The sequence below is a fragment of the Nitrosomonas sp. genome (assembly GCA_031316255.1).
Taxonomy (GTDB): Bacteria; Pseudomonadota; Gammaproteobacteria; order Burkholderiales; family Nitrosomonadaceae; genus Nitrosomonas.
The window spans coordinates 2606116-2632744 of the sequence record JALDQW010000001.1 but is presented as its reverse complement, the minus strand read 5'-3'; the positions used below and the strand labels follow the sequence as shown (position 1 = coordinate 2632744).

Sequence of the window (26629 nt, the reverse complement as noted above, 5' to 3'; positions counted from 1 at the left end):
ACCAATAGACATCCGGCCCTGCTATCGCAATGAATGTTGAAGGCTCACTGTTATCGCATCTGGTCGAACTGCGTACCCGGTTGATACGTATACTGGGCGGTCTGATGATCGGCTTTATTCCATGCGCTTTTTATGCCCGGGAGTTGTACACAATACTCGCCCAACCGCTTTTGGAAAAACTGCCCCAGGGCGGGCAAATGATCGCGACAGATGTCGCCACACCCTTTTTCGTACCGATGAAAGTCGCGTTGATGCTGGCCTTTGTCATTACATTACCGCATACACTTTTTCAAATATGGGCGTTTATCGCTCCCGGCCTGTATAAACACGAAAAACGTCTTGCGTTACCCCTGGTGATTGCCAGCAGCCTGCTATTCTTTTCCGGTATGCTGTTCGCCTATTTTGCTGCCCTGCCACTGGTATTCGAGTTCATCACCTATTTTGCGCCGGAAGGTGTTGCCGTCATGACGGATATTAATAAATATCTCAGTTTTGTATTATCCATGTTCATGGCATTCGGCATTACTTTTGAAGTCCCTGTTTTTGTCATGGTGCTTGTCAAAACTGGCGCCATCACGATTGAGAAACTTAGAGAAATCCGCCCCTACGTCATTGTCGGATCGTTTGTCATTGCAGCCATTATCACCCCACCCGATGTCATTTCTCAATTTATGCTGGCTGTCCCACTTTGCCTACTCTATGAAGTTGGTATCATCATCGCCAACATCACATTAAAAAAGAACAATAAAAGCGATGAAAGCAAGACATCGGAACATCCTGGCAGCAACAAGTCCGATCAATAGCCACTAAAGCCAGTATCATTCATCATGACCCATTCCACCATCTATTGATTGAACATCATCGCCATTTCAATAAGAAACTATAGCGTTCTTTCAGTTTCAAAAGACAATTACCGTTAGCTTTATAATTGTAGAACAGAAACTACCTATTAGAGGAAATATGCGATGCGTCACGGTTTTACATACTTGAATCAGATGATCCTGATCATTTCAGCTGTTTTTCTTACAGCGCAGATTGTAATTGCGCAACCCGCTCAGCCGGATGAATCAATACAGCAGCAGACCATCACCCAATCGTATCTCCCCAAACCGGGATCTAAACCCGAACAAAAATTCTCGACGCGAACCATGCAGCGTACCGGCACGGCAATTACCGGGGCCAGAAATAGCATCAGCATCAAAAGCACTGATGCAGGCATTATTCATTACCCGCCGACTGCGCCCCTACCCTATCCAAATGCTGGGCCCGGTTTAACCGTTGCGCCTTCAGCTGCAGGATGCGTTAACTGCGGAATTATTGATTTTATCAATATCGTCGGTCAGGGAAATGCGCTCAATGCTATTGCCAGCGGCATAGTGGCTGGCACCATCGCCAGAAAAATTGGTGGATACAACACATATTCTCACCCTAACCATAGTGATGATCGTAATCGTGGAGAACACGCTGAGCAAAGGGGACAACATCAGCATTATCATGTTGGCATTACAATGCACGATGGCAGCCAGCAGATCATTACCGTACCGGATGTTTCTCACCTGCATCAAGGCGACAGAATACAACTGATTGACGGCATCATTATACCGGAGTACAAAAACCAGTAAAAAACAGGCTTTCCACTTGATTTTCAATTGTTGCACGCCATATGATTAATATGTCCAAACGTTTAAACGCGGCCAATTGTCGCACCCACCCGTTTATTTCATACCGACAATAGAAACTGATGAATACCGCAACACTGAAACAAATCGATTTTCCCATTGAAGGCATGACCTGCGCTGCCTGTGCATCCCGTATCGAAAAAAATCTCAACAAACTTCCCGGTGTTAAAGCCGCAGTTAATTTTGCCAGTGAAATCGCACGGGTACAGTACAATGACCAGCAAATCAAAGTAAATACATTAATCGATGCCATCGAAAAGTCCGGTTTTCATATCGCCCCTCAGTTGGTACAACTTCAACTACACAAAATGACTTGTGCTGCTTGTGGCAGGCATATCGAAAAGGCATTGAACAAACTGCCCGGCGTTACCGCACAAGTTAATGTTGCAACAGAAACCGCGAAAGTCAGCTTCACACCTGGATTAGCAACCATCACAGAACTGATTTCCGCTGTTGAAAACGCCGGTTACGCTGCCCATGAAATCAGTGAAGCCAGCCACGCAGAAGAAAAGGCAAGGCGACTTGCTGCATACCGCGCGGAATTGAGATTATTCTGGGTTTCCGCTATCCTCACATTGCCTTTAGTATTACAAATGGGCATGATGTTTACTGGTCATGGCATGGACGCCATGGACATAATCCCCCGCTGGTTGCAATGGTTGCTGGCCACGCCTGTCCAATTCTGGATTGGCAAACGATTCTACATTGGTGCGTGGCATGCGCTGCGCAGTGGTGGTGCCAATATGGATGTTCTGGTTGCTCTCGGCACCAGCATGGCCTATATCTTCAGCGCCATCGTTACGACATTTTCTCTGGATCAGCATGTTTATTTTGAAGCGAGTGCAGCAATTATTACCCTTGTATTGCTCGGCAAACTTATGGAAGCACGCGCCAAAGGCAGAACATCAGATGCCATTGAAGCATTGATCAAGCTTCAGCCGAAAACTGCACGGATTGAACGCGACGGGAAAATTATTGAAGTACCCGCCGATAGCCTGCAAGCCGGAGATATTTTTATTGTTCGTCCCGGGGAAAACCTGCCTGTTGATGGCGTTGTTATAGATGGCATATCCAGCGTGAACGAATCGATGCTGACTGGAGAAAGTCTGCCCGTCAGCAAACAACCCGAATCAAAAGTCTTTGCCGCAACCATCAACCAACAGGGCCTGCTCAAATGCCGCGCAACCAGTGTTGGCAAGCATACCCAACTTGCAGCAATAATCCATCTGGTAGAAGAAGCGCAAGGCTCCAAAGCGCCTATTCAACGCATGGCCGATACAATTTCCGGCATATTTGTCCCTGTTGTTGTGCTCATCAGCATCTTTACGTTGGGCATTACCTGGTGGTTGACCGGCCAGTTTGTAACTGCACTCATTCATGCTGTTGCAGTATTGGTTATCGCCTGTCCCTGTGCATTGGGGCTGGCCACGCCAACCGCAATCATGGTTGGAACCGGGCGCGGCGCACAAGTCGGCGTTCTGGTCAAAAACGCCGCAGCACTAGAGCAAGCTGAAAAAATTCAAACTGTCATTGTCGACAAGACCGGCACCCTAACAGAGGGAAAACCTGAAGTAACCGACGTCGTTCCTGTAAGACTCAGCAAACAGGATTTTACGCAAATCGCAGCTTCTCTGGAACAAGGTTCCGAGCACCCACTGGCTCGGGCTGTATTAAATTATACTGAAAAGACAAATATTTCACTCAAGCCAACAACTGATTTTCTGGCCATCACAGGCAGCGGCATCAAAGCCAGTATTGACTCAACACAATATCTGCTTGGTTCACCGAAATTTCTGACGCAACACGGGGCAACGCTTGATGCGGAAACAATCACTACCCTGCAAAACGAAGGCAAGACAGTGATCGCCGTCGCAACACTAAACGATGATACTCCGGTTATTCTAGGCTATCTGGCCATTGCAGACTGTTTACGCGACACTTCGATTAAAGCCGTGGAGCGATTGCAAAACATGGGTATCGAAGTGGTTATGCTGACAGGAGACAACGCTGCAACTGCCGCCGCTATCGCTAAAAGCACGGGCATTACCGAATTTCGCGCTGAAGTTTTACCACAAGATAAAGCCGAAGAAATCAAAAAATTTAAAAACAGCGGTAAATTTACCGGCATGGTTGGGGATGGCATCAACGACGCACCTGCACTTGCCGCCGCTGATGTAAGTTTTGCAATTGGCGCAGGCTCCGATGTCGCCATTGAAGCAGCTGACATCACTTTGATACGAAACGATCTCATGAGCGTTGCCGATGCAATTTCCTTGTCGCGCGCAACGCTCAAAAAAATCCGTCAAAACCTGTTCTTCGCTTTTGTATATAATTCACTGGGCATTCCATTGGCAGCAATTGGTATGCTGAATCCTGTCATTGCCGGAGCCGCCATGGCAATGAGTTCTGTTTCAGTTGTCAGTAATTCGCTACTGCTTAAACGATGGCAGGCGAATCAATTAAGGAACTAATTCATGCAAACAACTACGGTTAACATACAAGGCATGACCTGCCAGGGATGTGTCAGCAGTATCAAAACAATACTCGAGAAACTTCCCGGAATCTCGCAGGTTGAAGTGTCGCTTGACCAGTCTCTGGCAACCATTCACCATAATCCGTCAGCTGTTGACATTGAACAGATAAAAACAGCAATTAGTGATGCAGGTTTTGAAGTGATCGATTAAGAATTGCCTACGCGGGCATAACAATGTTTGATGCACCATTTATTCGTGATTTTCATACCGTCATAACGGGTTGCCACATCACAATTACCGTGTTTCTGTAAATTCTATTGAGTCAGAAAATTTTGCTGCCTAAACGCATGTTGGAAATGACTTGACTATTTCTCATCCGGATATTAATTAAAACTGACTATGCATATTCATATTCTTGGTATTTGTGGCACGTTTATGGGCGGTATTGCCGCCATTGCACAGGAAGCCGACCATAAAGTAACCGGATGCGACCAGAATGTCTATCCACCCATGAGCACGCAACTGGAGTCGTTGGGTATCGAATTGATTTCAGGATTCTCGTCAGAACAAATCAAACTTAAACCGGATATATACGTAATTGGCAATGTGGTAACACGGGGCAATCCATTGATGGAAGAAATTCTGAATCAAAATTTGCCCTATACTTCCGGTCCGCAATGGCTGTCTGAAAATATTTTGAGAAACCGATGGGTTCTGGCTGTTGCCGGCACGCATGGTAAAACAACTACAAGTTCAATGTTGACCTGGATTCTGGAATATGCAGGACTGAACCCGGGTTTTCTGATTGGCGGCATTCCTGAAAATTTCGATACTTCCGCACGTATCGGATTAAGACCGCAGAACCAGGCCGATGAAATATCGCCATTCTTTGTGATTGAAGCAGACGAGTACGACACAGCATTTTTTGATAAACGTTCAAAATTCGTTCATTATCATCCCAAAACTGCCATCTTGAATAATCTTGAATTTGATCATGCTGATATTTTCCAGGATCTTGCAGCAATTGAACGCCAATTTCATCATTTTATACGAATTGTTCCCAGTCAAGGCTTAATCGTTGCCAATGGAATCGATCACAACCTTGAACATGTGCTGAAGCAGGGTTGCTGGACACCCATCGAACCGTTTGGCGTAACAACGGGGTGGCATACTCTTCAGCATGAGAAAACAACCACTGAGGTTTTTTTCGCAAATGCATCGCAAGGCATGCTGCAGTGGGAATTATTGGGTGAGCATAACCGCATGAATGCATTGGCGGCACTGGCCGCGGCGCGTCACGCTGGAGTTCCCGTCAAAGTTGGCATTGAAGCTTTAGCCCAATTTAAGAATGTTAAGCGCCGCATGGAAAAGCGCGGTGTAATAGATGAAATTACCGTCTATGATGACTTTGCACATCATCCAACCGCTATTCAAACAACACTTGACGGTTTACGCAGCCACATTGGCAATGCCCGGATTATTGCGGTGCTGGAACCGCGTTCCAACACCATGAAAATGGGCATCTGGAAAGAGAAACTGGCTAAAAGCCTCGATGCAGCGGATATTGTTTTTTGTTATAGCTTTAACGCCGACTGGGTTGAAAATGCACTATCAAAACTTGGCGATAAAGCAAAATGTTATGCTGACTTATCACAATTAATCGATGCTATTTCAACTGTTGCAATACCCGGCGATCACATTTTAGTCATGAGTAATGGTGGTTTTGGCGGTATTCATGAAAAATTGATGGCCGCCATTCGTAACAAATAAATGATTTGAAACGATATTAATCACCCTCAAATTCACACAGTGAGAATATCTTGCACCCCATTTTTTCGAGACGCTTTCTACCCCCCACATCCGGCAAATCAATAACAAAGCAACACTCAGCCACTTCACCGCCCATTTCCTGAATTAATCTGACCGCGGCTTCTGCAGTTCCGCCTGTCGCAATCAAATCATCGACCAGCAACACACGATCGCCACGTTGTATGGCATCAACATGAACTTCAATACGGTCGCTGCCGTACTCAAGTTGATAGTCTCGGCCAATCGTTTCAGCGGGCAGCTTATTTTTTTTGCGTATGGGCACAAAACCAGTCTCAAGTTGATAGGCAACGGGAGCTCCAATAATAAAACCGCGTGATTCAATGCCGACGACCTTGTCTATTTGACTTGTTTGATGGCGTTTGGTGATTTCCTGAATCGTGGCGCGAAAACCGATCGGATCTTTTAACAGCGTTGTAACGTCACGAAACATGATTCCCTTATGCGGATAGTGCGGGACTGTACGAATACGGGATTTGATGGGCATAAAAAAGCAAGATGATAAATAAAGGGACCACAAGTCCCAAACAAAACAAAACGGCTCCAACCAATGGCTGGAGCCGTTTATGGATTACATCACTTTAACAAATATTTTTTTGTATAAGCGCTTAGTGATCCATCGCTGCGCCAGCGTCAAATGATGCAGGTGCTTTGACTTGCTCCATCATGTCGTTATCCCACTCACCTTCGACATTCATATGCAGCGCTGCACCGAGCAGTACAGCTTCAATCAGGTTATGACTGAGGTATACATATAAACCAGGTTGATGGAATTCATATGCAGCAGCAACTGCAGCACCCGCTGGAATAAACCATGTTTCCTGGCTTGTTAATGGAGTATCGCTGAATGAACCGCCTACCCAGTAAAGATCAGCGTGACCACCGATCAAGTGAGGATAAGATTGACGGTTAGCTGATGAGTGAACGAATAATACTTTCTCACCCACTTTGGCTGACAATGCGTTATCACCGGTAATGGCACCCACTGCACCGTTGAAAACAACATGAGTTGGAATCAGGCCTTTAGCGAGTTCAAGCATTTCATGCATGCCAGCTGCAGGTGAATCATATTTCTTGAAGTTACCCTTGCCATCGTTTGGCAAATAGTAATCTTGCTCGCCAATGTAGAATGCACGGTCATAACGATATGGTTTTCCTTTTTCGTCTTTCAGACCATCACGTGGCAGGACCATAATCGCACCACTCATACCTGAAATAACGTGGAAAGGAATCATTGTTCCACCTGGTGCACAGTGGTATACAAATACACCTGGCTTAACAGCTTTCCAGCGTAAAACAACTTCTTCACCTGGCTGGACCAATGTCAAGCCAGCGCCACCCAACGCGCCTGTTGCAGCATGGAAATCCACGTTATGCGCCAGTGTACTTTCTTTTGGATTAACCAAGGTAAGCTCAACATAATCGCCTTCGTGCACAACGATCAATGGACCAGGAACGGAACCGTTAAAAGTCAATGCCCATACGTTTGCGCCGGGAGCCACTTCCATAAGAACTTCTTTAGTCTCCATACGCACTTCAACAACTCTTGGTCCGCCTTTGACAACTTGATCGTGTTTAGGAACTGCAGGCGGAGCCACCAGTTCTTGTTTGATACGTGGTAATTTTGAGATGTCTGTTGCAGCTACTGCAACTTGAGTAGCAGCGAAACACAACAATCCCAATCCAACAACTGCCTGAACAGCTTTAATCATATCTCCCTCCATAAATGATAAATTTGCGCTTTATAGTACGCACCTTCTTATCTGTCACTGCATCCATTCTGAAATGTAAGCGTTGTTATGAACTGGATACAATAACACCTCCCTTTTTCTTATGAGCAAAGGGTTGAACGCAGACTATACACTTTCATGAAGAAACTGTCCATGTCTGAGCGTTTATTAAATTAGAAAAAACCCTTAAAAAATGACATGTTGGCAGTAGGGTTTCTTGCAAGTTCAAAGCCAAAATACATGCGCCGCTATATTTATCTGTTTTAGATTAGGATTATGGAGAAAAGCTGAAACTATCCCTGCATTAACCGGATTTCTGCAGCGGCCAGATTTTCCTGAGTTCCCCTGAGCACAACCACATCACCTGCTTCAAGCCGAGTTTCATCGGAAGGCAATAATCCCCTGATATTTCGTCTTCTGACGGCAGTCACCTCTACCGAAAATTCAACCAGATCAAGTTCGCCAAGTGTTTTATTAACAGATGCCGCACCGGGAATAATTGTGATTGTCAACAGCCGGGGCAACAGTCGCTCGTTGCCTTCTTCACTTTCGTCAGTAACACCGTAATAAAATCCACGAAATAGGTTGTACCGCTGTTCACGTATTTGCCGGATACGCCTTAAAATGCGTCCTGTAGACATATCCATGAACATCATCGCGTGCGATGCCAGCATCAGGCTGCCTTCAAGCACCTCGGCTACAACTTCTGTTGCGCCGGCTTCCTTCAACAGATCAATGTCCGAATCGTCCCGCGTTCGCACAACAACTGCCAATTCAGGACGCAACGTTCGGGCATGGTTTAAAATTTTCAAGGCTGAAACCGTGTCCGCGTAACTGACGATCAGCACTCTTGCACGAAGCAGCCCGGCAGCAATTAAAACTTCCCTGCGCGCCGCGTCACCATAAACCACCGATTCCCCGGCAATCTTGGCTTCGTGGATACGCTGCGGATCAATATCGAGCGCAATAAAAGGAACCGACTCCTGCTCCAGAATACGCGACAAATTCTGCCCGCTGCGTCCATAGCCGCAAATAATGACATGATTTTGTTCGGACATTGTTTGCGCAGCAATGGAAGTAATCTGCATTGCGCGCTGCAACCACTCGGACGTGTAAAAACGCTGAACAACCCGCTCACTATACTCAATCATAAATGGCGCCAGCAACATCGACAGTACCATGGCGGCCAGAATCGGTTGCAGGACGGCATTTTCCACCAAACCACTCATGGTCGCCTGAGCAAGCAATACAAATCCGAATTCTCCGCCTTGCGCCAGATTCAATCCCGTTCTGACCGCCACATTGGGTTCCGCGCCGAAAAGACGCGATAGGCCGGTAATTAATACGACTTTTACGACGATCAACGCTGACAAAATCAGTGCCACCCACAGGAAATTTTCAATCACGACCTGAATATCCAGCAACATGCCAATGGTAATGAAAAACAAACCCAGCAAAATATCGCGAAAAGGCTTAATGTCATCTTCAACCTGATACCGGTATTCAGTTTCGGATATCAGCATTCCGGCTAGAAAAGCGCCCAGCGCCAGCGACAGCCCGGCCAGCTCAGTCAACCAGGCGAGTCCCAGCGTGATCAGCAAAACATTCAAAACAAACAATTCGGATGATTTCTGGCGCGCTACCACATGAAACCAGGGGCGCATAAGCCGTTGTCCAAAAAACAGAATCAACGTAAGTACCGCAAGCGCCTTTAACACAGCAATTGCCAGCATCGTTCCGTAATCTACGGCTTCATTGTCAATAGAAATTGCAAGCGCCGGAATAATAATTAACAATGGAATGACGGCTAGGTCCTGAAACAATAAAACACCAATTACCTGGCGACCGTGCGGTGTATTAAGCTCCAGTCTTTCGGACAGCATTTTGATGACAATGGCGGTTGAAGACATTGCCAGTGCGCCGCCTAAAGCCAGTCCCACGCGCCAATCCATGCCCAGAAACCAGGTGATCCCCATAACAAGCATAATACAGATGACAACCTGCGATGTACCAAACCCGAAAACGATGCGTTTCATCGTGACCAGTTTGGTCAGACTGAATTCCAGACCAATACTGAACATCAGAAAGACAATCCCAAATTCCGCAAGATGGCGCGTTTCCTCGCTTTCTTGTATCCATCCCAGGGCATGTGGTCCAATAATGACGCCCGCAACCAAATACCCCAGCATGGGCGGCAAACGCAACAGGCGAAAAATCACCACGGCGATTACGGCAATCGCTAACAAAATAAGAATAGGTTGCAGGGTATCGTCAGTCATGAATAAATGTTCAACAGAAATTACCTAGAGAATGATCGTGTCGGGATTAAGCAACTTTATAATATTCAGCGCTTCAGTCAAGCATTCTTTGCCACTGAATCGTTCTCTGTAAACTGTTTAAAATATTCGTTATTGATCGCCGAATCAAGTATGAAATAAGGCAATACGTATGGAATAAGGCAATACGAAAAACAGCCCAACAACCATAACGATTTTAGTGGTTAAATACAATTGTCCCTGCTTGATGCTATACTACATGCAAAATCCAGACACTCGCACACCGTTTACCACGTAATGCCGCTCCCTCATTTATCAACAGCCTTGCATAACCCGATTCTGGATCTGGAAAACCGTTTTAACACTGCAAAACCGCAGATTGAGCATCGGTTGCGCAGCAAATGGTTCGAATACAAGATTCCATTTTACTGTTCGGTTGATTTGCGTAACAGCGATTTTAATTACCTGAATACAGAATTTATACCGCTTTGCGTACAGGCGGCCATGACCGCAATAGTGAGAATCTGTCCCGATGCGCACAGTATTTTGCTGATTCCGGAAAATCACACTAGAAATATTTTTTATTTACAAAATATCGCTTCATTAAAAACAATCATGCAACACGCGGGACTGGATGTGCGCATTGGATCGCTTCTGCCCGAAATCAAAACCGCGACGACATTCGACTTACCTGACGGGCAATCGATATTACTGGAGCCTGTCATTCGTAAAAATAATCAGCTCAACCGAAAGCGGCGCAACAAAATGGCAGTTGTCAAAGAAGGCATGTCCGTCACCAATGTGCTGGTTCAAAAAGGCGTCTACACCTTCAAAAATATTAATCGGACAGTAGCCGAACCGGTGATATACATGATTGATCATTTTGTCGTCGTCGGCTTTTATCATTTACATACCGGCCGCAGTGTGGATGAAAATCTGAGTGCGCCCGGCATGCATTTTGTGTTGTTACCCTTCGAGCTGGATTGTCTGTTGCCTGACAGTTCGTTCCGAAAAAATCTGATGCCATTGCGTTTTTATGCCTATAGCGTTGTCGCCAGACTGGCTTTGCTGGCTGCCGTCCTCGAACTGCAACAAACGGCAACTGATTTCTAACACTATTTACCCGGGCTGCTGACATGAAACTGGCTTTTATCATAGACCAACTTGAAGCAATCAAAATACAAAAGGACTCCAGTTATGCCATGATGCGCGAAGCGACCACGCGCAGTCACGAAATTTATATTATCCATCAGGAAGATCTGATCTGGCGTAATGATGCCGTCGTCAGTTTTTCATCGCATTTGACGCTAACCGGAAACAACGGACATAAAAACAGCTGGTATCAAATCGCCGAAAAAACCGCTATGCCGCTCACAGCATTTGATGCCGTATTGATGCGTAAAGATCCGCCGTTCAACATGGAATATATCTACAGCACTTACCTTTTGGAACTGGCCGAGAATTCGGGTGCGCATATTATCAACAGCCCGCGCAGCATCCGGGATTTTAATGAAAAGCTGGCAATCACCAAATTTCCGCAGTTTAATCCGCCAACGCTCGTTACCCGTCATGAGCCGCTCATCATAGAATTTCTGCAACAACACCAGGACATTATTCTAAAGCCGCTGGACAGCATGGGCGGCGCCGGCATTTTTCGCGTGCATAAAACGGATCACAACGTCAACGTCATTCTTGAAACCATGACACATTACGGCACACGCACCATCATGGCGCAGCGTTTTATCCCTGAAATTGCTCAAGGCGACAAACGCATTCTATTGATTGCCGGCAAACCCGCACCCTATTCTTTGGCGCGCATTCCCAGACCCGGTGAAACGCGCGGCAACCTGAACACGGGCGGCACCGGTATCGCACAGTCATTAACTGAAAACGATAAGAAAATTGCCGCAACCCTAGGCCCGGAATTAGCCAGCCAGGGACTAATGCTCGTCGGACTCGATGTCATCGGAAATTATCTCACCGAAATCAACGTCACCAGCCCGACCGGCATGCAGGAAATTTATAACCAGACAGGATTTAACGTGGCGGGAATGATGATTGATGCGATTGAAAAAAAAGCAAACGAATTTTAAGCTTACTTTTGTGCGCCTATCGCCATTGCACGCTGCTTTGACTGATCAAGCGCTTGCTGTGACGGTTCCGGATCCAGCCAGCCTTGAAGATTGGATTTAGCGATATCGGTCAAAGCGGCAATCCAGTCGTCGCGCTCGTTCAGGCACGGGATATAGTGATATTCCTTGCCACCGGCTTCGGTAAAAATTTTCCTGCCTTCAATGGCGATTTCTTCGAGGGTTTCCAGACAATCTGAAACAAATCCGGGACAAACAATGTCAACGCGATTGGTATGCGCCTTGCCGAGTTGTTCGAGGGTTTCAGCGGTGTACGGTTGCAACCATTGAGCACGGCCAAAGCGGGATTGAAAACAGACCTGATACTGATCCGCGTTCAAATTCAGTGCTTCAGCCAGTAACCGCCCTGTTTTCTGGCAAAAGCAATGATAGGGATCACCTTTGTCGAGATTTCTGCGCGGCACACCATGAAAGCTGATAATCAACTTTTCGGGACGACCGTGCTCGCTCCAGTAGTCACGAACATTCTGTGCCAAAGCAGCAATATAGCCGGGATGGTCATGATATTGCTTGACGGTACGGACAGCGGGCATATTGCGCATGTGTTTGAGCGCATCGAAAACGGCGTCCATCGCAGCTGCGGTGCTACTCGCAGCATATTGCGGAAACAGTGGAATGACCAGAATACGGTCGCACCCCGCACTTCTCATTTTATCGAGCACGCTGACTACAGAAGGATTGCCGATGTTCATCGCATATTCAACCATCGGCGCGGGATTCGTGTCGGCCTGTAACGCTTGTGCCAGCAGTTGTGTTTGGCGTTCGGTATGCACCTTCAGCGGAGAGCCTTCCTGCGACCAAATCAGTGCATATTTTTCAGCAGATTGTTTCGGCCTAAAAGGCAAAATCACGCCATACAGTATCGGCCACCAGATCAATCGTGGCACTTCAATAACGCGCCGATTACTCAGAAATTCCCTGAGATACGGACGCAACGCTTCTTTCGTTGGCGCATCGGGCGTACCCAGATTAATCAGTAGCACGCCTGTTTTTGCTGGGGTGCCATGTTGGTAGTCAGATTCAGCGATCATGAATTTTAACCTTATTGTTATTAGGTGTTATTTTTCAGTTTTATTGTGGGGCACCTCTAAAAATCCATCCTTCGTTACAATACTTCGTTGTTTACAAAAAATGTTTCCTTACATATCAATCATATGCTGCGTCAAAATTTTTTGTTCTCGCCTCGTCTTGTTTAGAATTATGAATTTTTAGAGACGCCCTGTGGTGAATTTATTTGATGAACGGCTATATTATTGCTGCGACAAACTGTTTGACAACAGCTTCGCGGTAACATCGACAATCGGAATAACACGTTCATACGCCATGCGTCTCGGGCCAATCACGCCCACTGTGCCCACAACCGCGCCTTCCATCTCATACGGCGCAGTAATAACGCTGAAATCGTCAAAGGCGGCAAAATCGGATTCACCGCCAATAAAAATCTTTACACCTTCCGCATGGCGGCTGAGTTCGAGTAACTGGAGCAACTTTGTCTTGCGTTCAAACAGTTCAAACAGTTTTTTGAGGCTGGCCAGGTTCTCGGAAGCATCGAGCATATCCAGAAGCTTGCGTTCTCCAGCGAGCACGACCATCTCACTGCTTTCATTGACGGCATCGCCCCCCGCTTCAATCGCGGCATTCATCAGGCTGGTCATATCCTCTCTGAGCTGCTTAAGTTCGGTCTGAATACGGCTGCGGATTTCATCGAGTGTACATCCGGCATAATGTTTATTAATAAAATTACCGGCTTCAATCAAATCGGATTGGCTATAAGGCTTGTCGGTAAAAATAATGCGATTTTGCACATCGCCATCGGGTGTAACAATTATCAGTAGAATTCTTTTTTCCGTTAACGCCATAAATTCGATATAGCGAAATACCGCGCCCGTACGTTTGGGTGTGACCACAACACCGGCGAAGTGTGTTAATTCGGAAAGCAACTGGGAAGCCGCATTAACCAGGCGTGATGGATTATCCGGATGCAACTGATTTTCCAGATGATGAAGTTCTTCTTCCTTGAGTGCGTTGATAACCAACAATTCGTCGACAAAAAGCCGATAACCCTTAGGGGTTGGCACTCTGCCTGCAGAAGTATGCGGACTCATAACCAGACCCATTTCTTCCAGATCAGCCATGACATTGCGTATCGTTGCGGGACTTAAATCCAGGCCGGAAAACTTGGATAATGAACGCGAACCAACCGGATGTCCTTCATGAATATAACATTCAACCAATGTTTTTAATAAAATTTGTGCTCTTTCGTTAAGCATATGCTGATTTTACAACAACCTTTGTCATTTAATGCTGCCTCCAATACCTCGAACACAGCGCACTTGCCTCATTCCCTTCATTAGATGCTAAACTGCATATAAATATATGTATGTTACGTCTTTTTTCTAGCCATATTTTAAAAGCTGTCGCTTATATTTTTAATTTTTCTAACAGACCTGGAGCATATCGACATTTTACAGTTGTTTTACACAATAACGTTATGCTAATTTTTCTGGTCATATCATGAGACGCGACCAGCAAATAGCGTATCAAACAATAATAAAATATTTAAATTGACCCTGATGGTACTTCTAATCATTGACATAAGATTCGGTAATGAGTTTTCCATTTAAAAAGATCGCGCTGATTGGCAAACATAAAAATTCCGAGATCGCGACGCCTATACTGGATCTTGCCAAACATCTGACCAGGCTTCAGTTTGAAGTGTTTGTCGATCATCTGACCGCTTCTTACCTACCGTTTGAAGCGTATAAAGCCCTGACACTCGATGAGATTGGCCGTCAGGTTGATTTGGCCATTGTCATGGGTGGCGACGGTACAATGCTCAATATCGCACGCATGCTGGCATCGCATGATGTGCCACTGATTGGCATCAATCAGGGAAGGCTTGGATTTTTAACCGATTTGTCAACTGACACCATGCTCGAAACGCTCAATGAAATGCTTCAGGGACAATACACCACTGAACGGCGCATGCTGTTGTACACAGAAGTGATTCGTAATGACAGCAGCATTTTCAGTGCATTGGCATTTAATGATGTGGTGTTGTACCGGGGCATGAGCAGCGGCATGGTCGAATTTCAGATCAGCATCAATAACGAATATGTCAATACGCTACGTTCCGACGGCCTTATCGTGTCCACACCGACGGGTTCTACAGCCTATGCACTGTCATCGGGCGGCCCTATCTTGCACCCGAGTCTGGATCTCATTGCACTGGTACCGGTATGTCCGCATACACTCAGTAACCGTCCGATTGTAGTCGGGCCTGATGCCAATGTGGAAGTCAATATGCTCAGTTCCCTGGATGCGCGCGTCCATTGCGACAGCCATTCCAACCATGACCTCGAGCAATCCGATCGCATCATCATTCGGCGTTTTCCCAAAACAGTGCGGCTGTTGCATTCTGTTAACCATAGTTATTACCGCATGTTGCGCGAAAAACTGGGCTGGAGTGAATTGCACTAACCAGAATTCACGACCATGCTCAAACTGTTAAGCATTCAGCATTTTGTCATCGTTGATCAGATGGAGTTGGAATTTCAACCCGGTTTTACGGTGCTCACCGGCGAAACCGGCGCCGGAAAATCCATCATGATTGATGCGTTGTCATTGACTTTGGGGGATCGTGGCGACCCTGGCCAGATACAACAAGGGCAAGATCGCGCGGAAATCAGCGCGCTGTTCGATATCGGCTTAATCCCGGATCTGGCTGAATGGCTCGAGCAGAACGATTTGCAGGGCGATCCCGATACCTGTTTAATGCGCCGCGTTCTGGATACGAAAGGCCGTTCGCGCGCATTTATCAATGGACATACGGTTACGCTACAGCAATTGCGTACAGCCGGGGAATATCTGGTTTCCATCCACAGCCAGCATGCCCATCAGGCATTGCTGCATAGAGATGCGCAGCGCGACCTGCTCGATGCTTATGCCGGCAGTAGAAAACATGTACACAACGTAAAAACCGCTTACCAGCACTGGCAGGATCTGCATCGGCAACGAACAGATTTTGAAAAACAATTAGCTGAATCCAGTGAAAAACGCTCACAGCTCGAATGGCAAAAGCTAGAACTTTCAGAACTCAATTTCACTTTGGATGAATGGACCAATCTTCAGTCGGACCATAACCGGCTTTCACATCTGGCCAGCCTGCTGGAAGCGACTGAAACAGGCATTGAACAATTGTCCGAACATGAAGCAGCAGCCATTTCGCAGATCAATGCGGTAAAGGGCCAGTTACAGACTATGCTGGAATATGACAGTCAATTGCAGACTGTGGTTGATTTACTGGAATCCGCCCAGATTCAGGTACAGGAAAGTATTTATGAACTCAGACATTACCGGCAGCAGCTCGACCTTGACCCGCAGTATCTACAGGAAATCGATAAACGCATAACAATGATTCACGGCATGGCCAGAAAATACCGCATTACGCCGGAAACCTTGCCCGACTTTCTTTCCCAGATAAACAACCAGCTCGAAGCACTGGATAATGACAGCAATCTCGACAAACTCATCGAGCAGGAAAATGTGGCGCAGAAAACCTATCAAAAACTTGCAGAAAAGCTCAGCACAAAACGCCAAAAAGCCGGAAAGGAAATGGCCCGAGCAGTAACCGAATCGATGCAGACGATTGCAATGGCAGGCGGTTCGTTTTCGGTTGCCTTGAATCCGCTGGAACTAGGCGGTGCCTATGGGCTTGAACAGATTGAATTTCAGGTTGCCGCGCATAAGGGACTGCCGTTGAAACCACTGGCCAAAGTTGCCTCAGGCGGCGAATTATCACGTATCAGTCTGGCGATACAGGTCATTACCAGCCAAACCGGAACCGTGCCAACGCTTATTTTCGATGAAGTCGATGTCGGTATCGGCGGACGTGTTGCAGAAATTGTCGGCCAGTTGCTCAAACAATTGGGTGGCGCGCGACAGGTGATGTGCATTACTCACCTGCCCCAAGTTGCAGCAAAAGGCGATCAGCATTGGCAGGTCACCAAATCTGCGCAAAAGGACAGCTCACAGGTTTTGAGTCACATTAACCTGCTGAGCAAAACGGAACGGGTGGAAGAAATCGCGCGCATGCTCGGCGGTGTAAAAATTACCGAAGCCACGCGCAAACACGCCGCCGAAATGTTGCACAATAAAACCAGCAAGTAAATTTCTAAAGATGTCATGGTCATGACTGGAAAACTCTATCTCATTCCCACACCCATCAGTGATTGCGATATCGACTGGGTCATCCCCAGGTCGGTCAGACAATCGATTCAACAGCTGACCTGCTATATTGCCGAACACCCCAAAACCGCACGCCATTTCCTGAAACAAATTGAATGCAAGGCGCCGTTACAGGAAATACAGATTGAAACGCTGAATGAACATACCCATGCAAAAGATCTGGAAAAACTGTTGCAACCGCTGTTGGCAGGTCATGATACAGGCCTGCTGTCGGAAGCCGGCTGTCCGGCTATCGCCGACCCCGGCAGCGCTCTAGTGCGGCTGGCGCATGACAAAAAAATACCCGTCATCCCTTTAGTCGGGCCGTCTTCAATTGTATTGGCGCTGATGGCCTCAGGGCTTAACGGCCAGCGCTTCTGTTTTAATGGCTACTTACCGATCGAAAAACATGCACGCGTACAAAAAATCATTGAACTGGAGAAACACTCCGGTACGCATGACCAAACCCAGATTTTTATCGAAGCACCGTACCGCAATCAAGGACTACTCGAACTTATTGTGCAAACCTGCCGCGACGATACCGATTTATGCATCGCGGCTAATCTGACTGCCGCCAACCAAACGATTACCACAAAAACGATCAAACAATGGAAACAGAAACTACCGGATATTAACAAGATGCCAACGATTTTTTTGTTACAGGGGTAATTCCATTCAACCCTGTGATAAACGCATTAACCAAATTGAAAAGCTTTTTTACCAACAAACTCGAGGCTCTGTACCTACAAGGATAACTAAAGTGCTTGCAATCAAAACAAATTTTTATGAGTGTCTATGTCGCATTTTGTGTGCGACTTATTTTGTATTTTTAGTTCTTATTAGAAAATACAGAAGGATAATTAGGATAAAAATAAGTTATATGACATTGCGGATAGATTATTTAACAAAATGTTGTATATATTAAGTTAAGTGCTGAAAAGAAGATGCCATGAGAGGCAACGTCATTTCTTATTTCGAAATGTGCCAGCGGGAAGGTACGAGCTTGCAGCGCGGTATGAACTTTCGGCTGCGAGGTAGGCATTCCGTAATTCTGATGTCGCTCCATCCGAACGCCCCTTACCAAGATCGTATCGAAGAAGATGGTTCGGTGCTCATTTACGAAGGTCATAATGAACCACGTACAGAGCACGCTCGAAATCCCAAAGTTATCGATCAGCCGGAGTTTTTACCGTCCGGTAATCTCTCTGAGAACGGGAAATTCCACAAGGCCGCACAGGATCACAAGGCCGGTTTAAAGCATCCCGATATCGTAAGGGTGTACGAAAAAATTAAAAAAGGCATTTGGTCCGATAACGGGTATTTTCATTTGATCGATTCATGGCGCGAATCTGACGGCTCCCGCGAGGTATTCAAATTCAAGCTGGTGGCTGTCGAGAGTGTAGCCAGCGATGATGCACCGGAAGATGAACACGATACGGAAGCCAAGCGCAGCAGAATTATTCCCACTCACATCAAGCTCGAAGTGTGGAAGCGAGATGGCGGTAAGTGTGTTGAATGCGGTGCAACCGATGAATTGCACTTTGATCATATCCTGCCGTATTCGAAGGGAGGCACATCTTTGAGAGCGGAAAACGTCCAGCTGCTGTGTGCGCGGCATAACTTGGCGAAGAGCGCCAAGATTCAGTGAAAGTCGCACTTAACAAGTCGTTCCAGCAGACATCGCAAACTCCGCGGGTTTTTGGACATGCCTTTGGCATCATTGCCCAAAAGCTCGCTCCGTTTTCGAAGCCGCTGAACTAGGCGTTAGGCACTTACCTCAGATTCGCCATTTAAGACTATGGACGATAGGCTCAATCTGGTGAGCACATAATTTTCATAATGTAAAAACGTTAAGACTTCATCCTGGATTCGGCCCGAGAAATCATTTGAACGATTTCCTTGCTTGCTTTCATATGATGCAATTCAACTTCGGGATACTGCTTTCTGAAAGACATTAACCAATACCGGCAATTTTTTGATGTACGGTTAAAAACGTTTATTATTGATTCTTTTTCTGAATAAATTCAATTTTATAACCATCGGGATCTTCGACGAAGGCAATGACGGTTGTGCCGTGTTTCATGGGTCCGGCTTCACGCGTCACCTTCCCGCCCCGCTTGCGGGTTTCTTCACAGGCGGCATAGGCGTCATCGACTTCAATGGCGATATGGCCAAAACCTCCACCCAGATCGTATTGGCCGGTGTCCCAGTTATGCGTCAGTTCCAGCACGGTACCGCTGGCTTCGTCCTGATAACCGACAAACGCCAGGGTAAATTTTCCATCGGGGTAGTCCTTGCGCCTTAACAGCTTCATGCCCAGCACCTGGGTATAAAATTCGAGTGATTTTTCCAGATCACCGACGCGTAACATTGTATGCAGAATTCGCATCAGATTTTCACCATTTCAAAATCTTCTTTACGCGCGCCGCACTCCGGGCATGTCCAGTTGATCGGGACATCTTCCCAGCGTGTTCCTGCAGGAATGCCCTCATCGGGCGAGCCCTTCTCTTCATCATAAACATAACCGCAGATTAGGCACATGTACCGATTATAGTTTTGGTTTTCCTCAGTAGACATAATAGATCGACATTCTCATTTAGGTTAAAATGCTATTTTACGGTATTAATGCATGTCACAGCCACCCCCAAATGTACTTTCATTTGCAGCCAATGACCCTAGCGGCGGCGCTGGTATCCAGGCTGATCTTCTCACCATTGCCAGTATGGGGTGTCATCCCCTGTCTGTCATCACTGCGATTACTGTACAGGATACCGCCGGTGTAGAAGATATATTACCGCTCGATTCTGAATGGGTTGAAAACCAGGCCAGAACTTTACTGGAAGATATGCCCATCCACGCATTCAAACTGGGTCTGTTAGGCAGTGTTGAAATTATTGCAGCCATCGCGGAAATTGTATCAGATTATCCTGAAATTCCATTAATCATGGATCCAGTACTGGCTTCCGGGCGCGGTGATGAACTGGCAACAGAGGATATGATTGACGCCATGCGGAATTTGCTGTTACCACAGGTTACCTTGTTGACGCCGAACAGCCTCGAAGCCAGGCGCCTGGCGCTTTTTGACGATGACAGTGAAGACTGTCCGGATAATCCGTCTCTGGATGAATGTGCATACAGACTTCTGGACATGGGGTGTGAATATGTATTAATTACGGGCACGCATGAAAACACAACGCTGGTTACAAATGCACTGTATTCAACCGAAGGTCAGATACGCTCCGACGAGTGGAAACGTTTACCGCACAGCTACCATGGTTCGGGCTGCACGCTGGCGTCTGCTATTGCCGCATCGATGGCAAACGGACAAACCGTCAAGGATAGTGTTTATTCCGGACAGGTTTATACCTGGCGCACCCTGGATAGCAGTTTCAGGCCGGGCATGGGACAGCATATACCCAACCGGCTTTTCTGGGCTGGTAGGATTGACGCGCTTGATAACGAATGAGGCACACCGTGTTAAATAACCATATGATTAGCGGTCTGTATGGAATCACCCCTGACATGGCCGATACCGATGATCTGCTTGCCAGAACTGAACAGGTTTTAAAAGGCGGTGCGCGACTGATACAATATCGCAACAAAGCGGCAGATAAAGCATTACGACACGATCAGGCAAAATCGCTGTTACAGCTTTGCCATTCATATGGCATACCGATGATTGTCAATGATCATGTGAACCTGGCTGCAGAGATTGACGCGGATGGCGTCCATATTGGCGCGCATGATACCGGTATCAAAACTGCACGCAGGCTGCTTGGGGCGAATAAAATAATTGGCGCATCGTGTTACAACACACTTGAGCTGGCCATTCAGGCTGAAAAAAACAGTGCGGACTATATTGCCTTTGGCGCATTTTATCCCACTCTAACCAAGCAGACCGCAGTTGTTGCACCCATAAGCATCTTAAACAATGCAAAAAAAATGTTGACTGTGCCCATCGTCAGTATCGGTGGTATTAACCTTACGAATGCCATGCCTCTGATTAAAAGCGGCGTAGATGCCGTCGCCATATGCAGTGCGCTTTACCAAACCGAAGACCCCTGCAAAACCGCTGAAACGTTTGCTCGGTTTTTTGATTAGATTTTTTTAAAAATGATTCACAACAATTTATACAATAATTTTTGAGAGTAATTCAATGACTTCACGTAACCAACAATTATTCGAGCAATCCCAGAAAGTAATTCCCGGCGGCGTCAATTCGCCGGTTCGTGCATTTAAATCCGTTGGCGGGAATCCTGTTTTTTTCCAACGCGGAAAAGGCGCCCATGTCTGGGATGTTGATGGAAAATCCTATATTGATTATGTTGGTTCCTGGGGACCTTTAATACTCGGCCATGCACATCCGGAAGTCGTTAAGGCTGTACAAGAAACGTCAGAAAACGGGCTGACATTTGGCGCGCCAACTGAAGCCGAACTGGAAATTGCAGAGCTCCTTTGCAATTTAGTTCCTTCAATCGAACAAGTCAGACTGGTCAGTTCAGGCACTGAAGCCGGAATGAGCGCAATACGTCTTGCACGCGGATTTACTGGCCGCAACAAGATTGTCAAGTTTGAGGGCTGTTATCATGGCCATGACGATTCTTTACTGGTAAAAGCCGGTTCGGGCGCATTAACATTTGGCAATCCGAGTTCTGCAGGTGTACCACAGGAAACCGCGGGACATACCATCGTATTGGATTTTAACGACTTGACCGGATTGGAAGAAAATTTCAAACAATTTGGTAATGAAATTGCCGCAGTCATCGTTGAACCGGTTGCGGGCAATATGAATCTGGTCGCCCCCACACCCGATTTCCTGAAAACATTACGCGCGCTTTGTACACAGTATGGCAGTGTATTGATTTTTGACGAAGTCATGACGGGTTTCCGCGTTGGCTTAAAGTGTGCCCAGGGACTCTATCAGATCAAGCCCGACCTTACCGTGCTTGGCAAAGTTATCGGTGGCGGCATGCCGATGGCGGCTTTTGGCGGCCGGCGCGAAATCATGCAGTGTCTGGCCCCTGTGGGTGCTGTGTACCAGGCCGGCACATTGTCAGGCAATCCCGTTGCCGTCGCGGCAGGACTGACAACATTGAAGCTCATTCAAGAAGCCGGTTTTTATAAAAGTCTCGCAGACAAAACACACCAGTTAACGAATGGTTTGACAACCAGTGCGCAAAAACATGGAATTGATTTTTGTGCACAGTCCATCGGCGGCATGTTTGGTCTGTATTTTAGCAAAACAATTCCGGCAAGCTTTGCGGAAGTCATGGCATGCGACAAGAATGCCTTTAACCGGTTCTTTCATGCAATGCTGGATAAAGGGGTTTATTTTGCGCCGTCGGCTTTTGAAGCCGGGTTTGTTTCGTCAATGCATGGAGATAAAGAAATTAACGATACATTATCTGCAGCAGATGATATCTTCGCCGCGTGGTAACGGGGTGTAGGTTGACAAGTAGAAGGTAAAAAGAAGAAAAGCGGTAATGACGCAGGATTGGAATTTTTCTTTCCACACGCCTTTACCGCTATTTTAGCAAAAAAATATCTTGACGATAGTTTATTGACTAGTGCAGACCTTGAATATATTGTGAAACCGCGCGTTTTTCCGTACCGCTCATACGTGTAATTACTTGTTTCATCACACCATTGTCATTGGTGCGCTCACCTTTGTTAAACAGATCGAGCTGTGCAATTGTGTATAGCGCATGTTGTCCAGCCAACGCAGGGTAATGCGGCGGGATACCCCTCCCCGTTGGTCCATGACAGCTTGCGCATGCCGGTACGCCGTTTTCTATATTACCACCGTGATAAAGAATGCTACCCATCTCAAGAAGATCCTCATCGCCCGTTGCTTGTCCCGGCGTGGCTTTTTGTTTGGCATAAAACGCGGCAAGATCTTCCATGTTTTCTTTTGAAAGTGCAGCAACCATAGGTGTCATGGCATCGCTGTGACGAACAGCAGTCTTGCCTTCCTCTGCTTTAAATTCAACTAACTGTTTTAACAAATATTCAGCATGTTGTCCTGCCAAGCTTGGAAAAGTCGGGATAATGCTGTTTCCATCCGGACCATGGCATCCTGCACACACACCCGCAGCGATTTCCTGTCCTTTTGGCGCCTCACCAGCCGCTACCGCTTCTGTAATTTCCTTTTCTTTTTCAACAACATCTGTTTGTTCACCAATGACAGCTTCCGGCTCGACAATCTCTGATTCAATAATTTCTGATTCGACAGTGTCCTGTTCTTCTGTTTCTGCATCTTCAGCGACCAAAACCGATGTTGATAGTATTAAAGCAAAAACTGTTACCATTACCAAACTTTTTTTAATCATTTTCATAATATTCTGTATTCCGTATTTTTTTGCGATCAAAAATCTGTTACTTTTTCTTCATTTAACTAATTCAGCATTTTATCAAGGCACAAGAGTGTTAACAACAAGATTCAGCGAAAATGCCTTTATAAACTTAATATGCGAATGAAAAAAATTTTTTCCTTTCTGCTCATTGTTAATATCTTGTTTGCGATGGCGATGCTTTTCAAATTCGGCCAACCAAAACAGGGTTCAAATTCTCCGGCGTTAAACCCTGAGAAAATTGTTGTGCTTCCAGCATTGGTGAATTGCACTGAATGGGGTGATTTTTCGGATCAACAGCTACAGCTCGCCGAAACAGCGATTGGCAAACTGAATCTGCAATTGCCGTTCAAACTAATCTCATCGGCTTCGGTCATTAAATATCGTGTGAATACTTTGCCATTTGAAGATCAACAAACCGTGGAAAGAGAAATTAACAAATTACGCAATATGGGCATTATCAGCCATCGTATACAAGAGAATGGGCCGTGGCTAAATGCAATCTCATTTGGCGAATTCGATGACAATGCTGCAGCTCTGGACATGCAAAAAAAACTGAACGACAGCGGAATAACGCATACAACTATCGAGGAATATGAATCAGCGCAAAAAAAATTTGTATTTATTGGAACTGACGCCACTAAAATTACTGAATTACACCAATTAATTACTCAGTTTTCAGACAGTAGACTGGTACACACAACCTGCGAACGCTTATAATAAACGTTTCGCCTAACACCGACTACTTCTAACCACTTTAAATTTCCTATGAAAGTAATTATTAAGACCGCGCAAGAAATAGAAAAAATGCGTGTAGCGGGAAAATTGGCCTCTGAGGTACTTGATTACATTACACCTTTTGTCAAACCTGGAATAACAACAGAAGAACTGGATACCCTATGTCACCATTATATGGTCGATGTACAAAAAACAATTCCAGCCCCTTTGAATTATGCACCCAAAGGACATCAACCATACCCGAAATCTATTTGCACTTCAGTTAACAATCAAATCTGTCATGGTATTCCAGGCCAGAAAAAATTGAAAAACGGCGACATTGTGAACATCGACGTCACCGTTATCAAAGACGATTATCATGGAGATACAAGCCGCATGTTTTACGTTGGAGAACCCTCCATCCAGGCCAGACGCTTATGCGAATTTACCTGTGAAGCAATGTGGCGCGGCATCGATCTCGTTAAGCCGGGCAATCATCTGGGTGACATTGGTCATGCCATTCAAAAACTGGCCGAAGGTGTGGGTTATAGTGTCGTCAGGGAATTCTGTGGACATGGTATCGGAAAAAAATTTCATGAAGACCCGCAGGTTTTGCATTATGGTAAAGCAGGTTCCGGACTGGAACTCGAACCGGGAATGATTTTTACCATTGAACCCATGATTAATGCAGGCAAAGCGGCTATCCGTCACTTGCCAGACGGATGGACAATTACCACCAAGGACAATAGTTTATCTGCACAATGGGAACATACTATTCTGGTCACAAAGGATGGACATGAGGTGCTTACCGTCTCCAGTGGCGCACCCCCTAAACCGGCCTACCGTTTTTAATTATTGAGTTTAATCTTATGATACGCAGCCATAACCGTAGCGCTTCGCAAATTCGCCCGGTCAAAATAACCCGCAACTATACCAGGCATGCCGATGGCTCGGTCCTGATTGAATGTGGCGACACAAAAGTAATCTGTACGGCCAGTGTCAGTGAAAAAGTGCCGCCTTTTCTTAAAAACAAAAACCAAGGATGGTTAACTGCCGAATACGGCATGCTGCCATGTTCTACAAATGAGAGAATGCAGCGTGAAGCAGCACGCGGAAAACAATCGGGCCGGACTATGGAAATTCAACGCTTGATCGGCCGTTCGTTACGTGCAATTGTTGATCTGACTCTGTTGGGCGAACGTACTATACAAATTGACTGCGATGTCATCCAGGCCGATGGCGGCACGCGAACTGCCAGCATTACCGGCGCCTTTGTTGCTTTGCATGATGCCGTAGAAAACCTGATTTACCAGCAACTCATCGAAACGACACCGATTGTTGATCACATTGCCGCCGTTTCAGTCGGTATTTATCAAGGAACACCGGTACTCGATCTCGACTATCAGGAAGACTCAAACTGCGATACCGATATGAATGTGGTTATGACCGGCAAAACCGGGATCGTCGAAATACAGGGAACCGCAGAAGGCGTCTCTTTTACGCGCAATGAATTGAATCAAATGCTGGATCTGTCAGAATCCGGCATACAGGAATTAATATCGATTCAGAAAATGACTTTAGGCACACATTAATACCGATGAATCAACTGAAAAAACTCGTTATTGCCACTGGCAACATCGGGAAATTGCGGGAAATTGAGGCGCTGCTTGAACATTTGAACATTACAGTGTTACCACAAGCTGTTTTCAATGTCCCGGAAGTTGACGAACCCCATCCAACATTTATCGAAAATGCCTTGGCCAAGGCAAGACATGCCTGTCATTATACCGGCTTGCCTACTTTAGCCGACGATTCGGGTATCTGTGTAACTGCCTTGCATGGCGCTCCTGGCGTCTATTCAGCACGTTACGCAGATGAATCCAAATCAGATCAACAGAATAACCAGAAACTGGTCGAAACTTTAAAAAATGCGCCTGATCGCCGCGCATATTATTACTGTGTATTGGTATTGCTTCACCATGCAGAAGACCCTCAACCGATTATTGCAGAAGGATTATGGCATGGCGAAATTATCATGGAGCCACGCGGCGAAGGTGGATTTGGCTATGATCCCTATTTCTTCATACCGAAACTAGGCAAAACGGCAGCAGAGCTTCATTCAGATGAAAAAAACAAACTCAGCCACCGCGGCAAGGCCTTGGTACAATTATTGGAATATTTACAACGTTAAGCTGACCGT

Annotated in this window: 26 protein-coding genes; 18 read left to right on the top strand and 8 right to left on the bottom strand. The window is 46.2% G+C overall.

The window, feature by feature from the left end:
* The first annotated feature begins 29 nt into the window (after positions 1 to 29).
* From tatC to mpl, 5 genes are all read left to right on the top strand, one after another.
* Positions 30 to 803 carry a twin-arginine translocase subunit TatC gene (gene tatC, locus MRK00_11730; protein ID MDR4518039.1) on the top strand — a complete coding sequence of 258 codons (774 nt, stop codon included), beginning with the start codon at positions 30 to 32 and terminating at the stop codon, positions 801 to 803.
* 162 nt (positions 804 to 965) lie between these two features.
* Positions 966 to 1622, top strand: coding sequence for a hypothetical protein (locus MRK00_11725; GenBank protein ID MDR4518038.1), 657 nt, complete (start codon positions 966 to 968; stop codon positions 1620 to 1622).
* Positions 1623 to 1741: 119 nt separating this feature from the next.
* Positions 1742 to 4150 carry a heavy metal translocating P-type ATPase gene (locus tag MRK00_11720; protein MDR4518037.1) on the top strand — a complete coding sequence of 803 codons (2409 nt, stop codon included), beginning with the start codon at positions 1742 to 1744 and terminating at the stop codon, positions 4148 to 4150.
* A gap of 3 nt (positions 4151 to 4153) precedes the next feature.
* Positions 4154 to 4363: a heavy-metal-associated domain-containing protein gene (locus MRK00_11715; GenBank protein ID MDR4518036.1), complete on the top strand. Its 210-nt coding sequence runs from the start codon at positions 4154 to 4156 to the stop codon at positions 4361 to 4363.
* A 189-nt stretch (positions 4364 to 4552) separates the two neighbouring features.
* Entirely contained in the window at positions 4553 to 5923 is a 1371-nt protein-coding gene (gene mpl / locus MRK00_11710) for a UDP-N-acetylmuramate:L-alanyl-gamma-D-glutamyl-meso-diaminopimelate ligase (GenBank protein MDR4518035.1), read from the top strand.
* A gap of 16 nt (positions 5924 to 5939) precedes the next feature.
* Here the strand turns inward: mpl and MRK00_11705 are convergent, their stop codons facing one another.
* The 3 genes from MRK00_11705 to MRK00_11695 form a co-directional block, all read right to left on the bottom strand.
* Positions 5940 to 6467, bottom strand: a complete 528-nt coding sequence (locus MRK00_11705; GenBank protein MDR4518034.1) for an adenine phosphoribosyltransferase — start codon at positions 6465 to 6467, stop codon at positions 5940 to 5942.
* A 121-nt stretch (positions 6468 to 6588) separates the two neighbouring features.
* Positions 6589 to 7692 carry a copper-containing nitrite reductase gene (nirK, locus tag MRK00_11700; GenBank protein ID MDR4518033.1) on the bottom strand — a complete coding sequence of 368 codons (1104 nt, stop codon included), beginning with the start codon at positions 7690 to 7692 and terminating at the stop codon, positions 6589 to 6591.
* A gap of 311 nt (positions 7693 to 8003) precedes the next feature.
* A complete protein-coding gene (locus tag MRK00_11695) occupies positions 8004 to 9989 on the bottom strand; it encodes a monovalent cation:proton antiporter-2 (CPA2) family protein (GenBank protein ID MDR4518032.1) in 1986 nt (661 codons plus the stop codon).
* Between the two features lie 294 nt (positions 9990 to 10283).
* On the opposite strand from MRK00_11695, the gene MRK00_11690 reads away from it, so the two are divergent.
* Entirely contained in the window at positions 10284 to 11099 is an 816-nt protein-coding gene (locus tag MRK00_11690) for a glutamate--cysteine ligase (GenBank protein ID MDR4518031.1), read from the top strand.
* A 23-nt stretch (positions 11100 to 11122) separates the two neighbouring features.
* The gene (gshB, locus tag MRK00_11685; GenBank protein ID MDR4518030.1) at positions 11123 to 12079 is read left to right on the top strand and encodes a glutathione synthase; all 957 of its coding nucleotides are present in this window, start codon (positions 11123 to 11125) and stop codon (positions 12077 to 12079) included.
* A 2-nt stretch (positions 12080 to 12081) separates the two neighbouring features.
* Here gshB and hemH read toward each other — a convergent pair whose 3' ends face one another.
* The gene (gene hemH / locus MRK00_11680; GenBank protein MDR4518029.1) at positions 12082 to 13167 is read right to left on the bottom strand and encodes a ferrochelatase; all 1086 of its coding nucleotides are present in this window, start codon (positions 13165 to 13167) and stop codon (positions 12082 to 12084) included.
* Positions 13168 to 13386: 219 nt separating this feature from the next.
* Positions 13387 to 14406, bottom strand: a complete 1020-nt coding sequence (gene hrcA, locus MRK00_11675; protein ID MDR4518028.1) for a heat-inducible transcriptional repressor HrcA — start codon at positions 14404 to 14406, stop codon at positions 13387 to 13389.
* Positions 14407 to 14743: 337 nt separating this feature from the next.
* Here hrcA and MRK00_11670 point away from each other — a divergent pair, with 337 nt between their 5' ends.
* The 4 genes from MRK00_11670 (at position 14744) to MRK00_11655 (ending at position 19010) form a co-directional block, all read left to right on the top strand.
* Entirely contained in the window at positions 14744 to 15616 is an 873-nt protein-coding gene (locus tag MRK00_11670; protein MDR4518027.1) for an NAD kinase, read from the top strand.
* A gap of 15 nt (positions 15617 to 15631) precedes the next feature.
* Positions 15632 to 17305: a DNA repair protein RecN gene (gene recN / locus MRK00_11665; protein ID MDR4518026.1), complete on the top strand. Its 1674-nt coding sequence runs from the start codon at positions 15632 to 15634 to the stop codon at positions 17303 to 17305.
* A gap of 21 nt (positions 17306 to 17326) precedes the next feature.
* Entirely contained in the window at positions 17327 to 18031 is a 705-nt protein-coding gene (locus tag MRK00_11660; protein MDR4518025.1) for an SAM-dependent methyltransferase, read from the top strand.
* 280 nt (positions 18032 to 18311) lie between these two features.
* Positions 18312 to 19010, top strand: coding sequence for an HNH endonuclease (locus MRK00_11655; GenBank protein ID MDR4518024.1), 699 nt, complete (start codon positions 18312 to 18314; stop codon positions 19008 to 19010).
* Between the two features lie 351 nt (positions 19011 to 19361).
* Here the strand turns inward: MRK00_11655 and gloA are convergent, their stop codons facing one another.
* Both gloA and MRK00_11645 read right to left on the bottom strand, forming a co-directional pair.
* Positions 19362 to 19751 carry a lactoylglutathione lyase gene (gloA, locus tag MRK00_11650; GenBank protein MDR4518023.1) on the bottom strand — a complete coding sequence of 130 codons (390 nt, stop codon included), beginning with the start codon at positions 19749 to 19751 and terminating at the stop codon, positions 19362 to 19364.
* Positions 19751 to 19939, bottom strand: coding sequence for a rubredoxin (locus MRK00_11645; protein MDR4518022.1), 189 nt, complete (start codon positions 19937 to 19939; stop codon positions 19751 to 19753). The genes gloA and MRK00_11645 overlap by 1 nt, the downstream gene beginning before the upstream one ends.
* 52 nt (positions 19940 to 19991) lie before the next feature.
* Between MRK00_11645 and MRK00_11640 the strand changes: the two genes are divergently transcribed.
* Genes MRK00_11640 through hemL form a run of 3 tightly spaced genes read left to right on the top strand, consistent with a single transcriptional unit; the run spans position 19992 to position 22799 of the window.
* Positions 19992 to 20828 (top strand): hydroxymethylpyrimidine/phosphomethylpyrimidine kinase, encoded by an 837-nt coding sequence (locus tag MRK00_11640; protein MDR4518021.1) that lies wholly within the window; start codon positions 19992 to 19994, stop codon positions 20826 to 20828.
* A gap of 23 nt (positions 20829 to 20851) precedes the next feature.
* Entirely contained in the window at positions 20852 to 21463 is a 612-nt protein-coding gene (gene thiE / locus MRK00_11635) for a thiamine phosphate synthase (GenBank protein ID MDR4518020.1), read from the top strand.
* A gap of 55 nt (positions 21464 to 21518) precedes the next feature.
* Positions 21519 to 22799 (top strand): glutamate-1-semialdehyde 2,1-aminomutase, encoded by a 1281-nt coding sequence (gene hemL / locus MRK00_11630; GenBank protein ID MDR4518019.1) that lies wholly within the window; start codon positions 21519 to 21521, stop codon positions 22797 to 22799.
* Positions 22800 to 22926: 127 nt separating this feature from the next.
* On the opposite strand, the gene MRK00_11625 is transcribed toward hemL, so the two are convergent.
* Positions 22927 to 23697, bottom strand: coding sequence for a cytochrome c4 (locus MRK00_11625; GenBank protein ID MDR4518018.1), 771 nt, complete (start codon positions 23695 to 23697; stop codon positions 22927 to 22929).
* Between the two features lie 138 nt (positions 23698 to 23835).
* Here MRK00_11625 and MRK00_11620 point away from each other — a divergent pair, with 138 nt between their 5' ends.
* From MRK00_11620 to rdgB, 4 genes are read left to right on the top strand one after another with little or no spacing between them, the layout of a single operon-like run.
* Positions 23836 to 24432, top strand: coding sequence for an SPOR domain-containing protein (locus MRK00_11620; protein ID MDR4518017.1), 597 nt, complete (start codon positions 23836 to 23838; stop codon positions 24430 to 24432).
* 48 nt (positions 24433 to 24480) lie between these two features.
* Positions 24481 to 25281 carry a type I methionyl aminopeptidase gene (map, locus tag MRK00_11615; protein MDR4518016.1) on the top strand — a complete coding sequence of 267 codons (801 nt, stop codon included), beginning with the start codon at positions 24481 to 24483 and terminating at the stop codon, positions 25279 to 25281.
* 17 nt (positions 25282 to 25298) lie between these two features.
* Positions 25299 to 26021, top strand: a complete 723-nt coding sequence (gene rph / locus MRK00_11610; GenBank protein MDR4518015.1) for a ribonuclease PH — start codon at positions 25299 to 25301, stop codon at positions 26019 to 26021.
* A 5-nt stretch (positions 26022 to 26026) separates the two neighbouring features.
* A complete protein-coding gene (gene rdgB, locus MRK00_11605) occupies positions 26027 to 26620 on the top strand; it encodes an RdgB/HAM1 family non-canonical purine NTP pyrophosphatase (GenBank protein ID MDR4518014.1) in 594 nt (197 codons plus the stop codon).
* Positions 26621 to 26629 lie beyond the last annotated feature (9 nt).

Coding starts and splice junctions, on each gene's coding strand:
- hemH (MDR4518029.1), bottom strand. CDS start 13,167: ATGATCGCTGAATCTGACTACCAACATGGCACCCCAGCAAAAACAGGC.
- MRK00_11625 (MDR4518018.1), bottom strand. CDS start 23,697: ATGAAAATGATTAAAAAAAGTTTGGTAATGGTAACAGTTTTTGCTTTA.
- MRK00_11655 (MDR4518024.1), top strand. CDS start 18,312: ATGAGAGGCAACGTCATTTCTTATTTCGAAATGTGCCAGCGGGAAGGT.
- MRK00_11620 (MDR4518017.1), top strand. CDS start 23,836: ATGAAAAAAATTTTTTCCTTTCTGCTCATTGTTAATATCTTGTTTGCG.
- nirK (MDR4518033.1), bottom strand. CDS start 7,692: ATGATTAAAGCTGTTCAGGCAGTTGTTGGATTGGGATTGTTGTGTTTC.
- MRK00_11645 (MDR4518022.1), bottom strand. CDS start 19,939: ATGTCTACTGAGGAAAACCAAAACTATAATCGGTACATGTGCCTAATC.
- hemL (MDR4518019.1), top strand. CDS start 21,519: ATGACTTCACGTAACCAACAATTATTCGAGCAATCCCAGAAAGTAATT.
- MRK00_11695 (MDR4518032.1), bottom strand. CDS start 9,989: ATGACTGACGATACCCTGCAACCTATTCTTATTTTGTTAGCGATTGCC.
- MRK00_11705 (MDR4518034.1), bottom strand. CDS start 6,467: ATGCCCATCAAATCCCGTATTCGTACAGTCCCGCACTATCCGCATAAG.
- MRK00_11660 (MDR4518025.1), top strand. CDS start 17,327: ATGACTGGAAAACTCTATCTCATTCCCACACCCATCAGTGATTGCGAT.
- MRK00_11720 (MDR4518037.1), top strand. CDS start 1,742: ATGAATACCGCAACACTGAAACAAATCGATTTTCCCATTGAAGGCATG.
- mpl (MDR4518035.1), top strand. CDS start 4,553: ATGCATATTCATATTCTTGGTATTTGTGGCACGTTTATGGGCGGTATT.
- gshB (MDR4518030.1), top strand. CDS start 11,123: ATGAAACTGGCTTTTATCATAGACCAACTTGAAGCAATCAAAATACAA.
- tatC (MDR4518039.1), top strand. CDS start 30: ATGAATGTTGAAGGCTCACTGTTATCGCATCTGGTCGAACTGCGTACC.
- rph (MDR4518015.1), top strand. CDS start 25,299: ATGATACGCAGCCATAACCGTAGCGCTTCGCAAATTCGCCCGGTCAAA.
- MRK00_11715 (MDR4518036.1), top strand. CDS start 4,154: ATGCAAACAACTACGGTTAACATACAAGGCATGACCTGCCAGGGATGT.
- MRK00_11690 (MDR4518031.1), top strand. CDS start 10,284: ATGCCGCTCCCTCATTTATCAACAGCCTTGCATAACCCGATTCTGGAT.
- hrcA (MDR4518028.1), bottom strand. CDS start 14,406: ATGCTTAACGAAAGAGCACAAATTTTATTAAAAACATTGGTTGAATGT.
- MRK00_11640 (MDR4518021.1), top strand. CDS start 19,992: ATGTCACAGCCACCCCCAAATGTACTTTCATTTGCAGCCAATGACCCT.
- map (MDR4518016.1), top strand. CDS start 24,481: ATGAAAGTAATTATTAAGACCGCGCAAGAAATAGAAAAAATGCGTGTA.
- MRK00_11725 (MDR4518038.1), top strand. CDS start 966: ATGCGTCACGGTTTTACATACTTGAATCAGATGATCCTGATCATTTCA.
- thiE (MDR4518020.1), top strand. CDS start 20,852: ATGATTAGCGGTCTGTATGGAATCACCCCTGACATGGCCGATACCGAT.
- MRK00_11670 (MDR4518027.1), top strand. CDS start 14,744: ATGAGTTTTCCATTTAAAAAGATCGCGCTGATTGGCAAACATAAAAAT.
- gloA (MDR4518023.1), bottom strand. CDS start 19,751: ATGCGAATTCTGCATACAATGTTACGCGTCGGTGATCTGGAAAAATCA.
- recN (MDR4518026.1), top strand. CDS start 15,632: ATGCTCAAACTGTTAAGCATTCAGCATTTTGTCATCGTTGATCAGATG.
- rdgB (MDR4518014.1), top strand. CDS start 26,027: ATGAATCAACTGAAAAAACTCGTTATTGCCACTGGCAACATCGGGAAA.